Origin of the sequence: Methylobacterium oxalidis (genome assembly GCF_007992195.1) — a bacterium.
GTDB classification, from domain to species: domain Bacteria; phylum Pseudomonadota; class Alphaproteobacteria; order Rhizobiales; family Beijerinckiaceae; genus Methylobacterium; species Methylobacterium oxalidis.
In genome coordinates this window covers 1-952 of sequence record NZ_BJZU01000312.1, presented here as the reverse complement: position 1 = coordinate 952, position 952 = coordinate 1, and the positions used below count along the sequence as shown (strand labels likewise).

At 70.0% G+C, this 952-nt stretch carries 1 protein-coding gene; it reads right to left on the bottom strand.

The genetic code is table 11. The features are described 5' to 3' along the window. Positions 1–952, bottom strand: a 952-nt coding sequence (locus MOX02_RS30755; protein ID WP_147029535.1) for an AAA family ATPase, incomplete at both ends; no start/stop codon positions are given.

Below are 952 nucleotides of genomic sequence, written 5' to 3'. Positions count from 1 at the left end.
TCGTGGACCTTGCCGGACAGGATCAGCTCGGCGAGCGGGTCCTGCACGTTCTTCTGGATCACCCGCTTCAGGGGCCGGGCGCCGTAGGCCGGGTCGTAGCCCTTGTCGGCGAGCCATTCCCGCGCCCTGGCATCCACGTCGAGGATGATCTTGCGCTCCTCGAGCAGGCGTCCGAGCCGCCCGAGCTGGATGTCGACGATCGCCCCCATCTCCGCCCGCTTGAGGCGGTGGAACAGGATGATCTCGTCGACCCGGTTCAGGAACTCGGGCCGGAAGTGGTGGCGCACCACGCCCATCACCTCGTCGCGGACCGTGTCCGTGTCCTGGCCCTCGGGCTGGTTCACGAGGTACTCGGCCCCGAGATTCGAGGTCATGATGAGGAGCGTGTTGCGGAAATCCACCGTCCGCCCCTGCCCGTCCGTCAGCCGCCCGTCGTCGAGGACCTGAAGGAGGACGTTGAACACGTCCGGATGCGCCTTCTCGATCTCGTCGAACAGCACGACCTGGTAGGGCCGGCGCCGCACCGCCTCGGTGAGCGCGCCGCCCTCCTCGTAGCCGACATAGCCCGGAGGCGCGCCGATCAGGCGGGCGACCGCGTGCTTCTCCATGTACTCGGACATGTCGATGCGCACGAGCGCCGTGTCGTCGTCGAACAGGAAGCCGGCGAGCGCCTTCGTCAGCTCGGTCTTGCCGACGCCGGTGGGCCCGAGGAACATGAACGAGCCGATCGGCCGGTTCGGGTCCTGCAGGCCGGCGCGCGCCCGGCGGACCGCGGTGGCCACCGCCTCCACCGCCTCGCGCTGGCCGACGACGCGCCTGCCCAGCGCCTCCTCCATCGCCAGGAGCTTCTCGCGCTCGCCCTCCAGCATCTTGTCGACGGGCACGCCGGTCCAGCGGGAGACCACGCCGGCGATGTGGGCCGGCGTCACCGCCTCCTCCATCATGCCGTCGC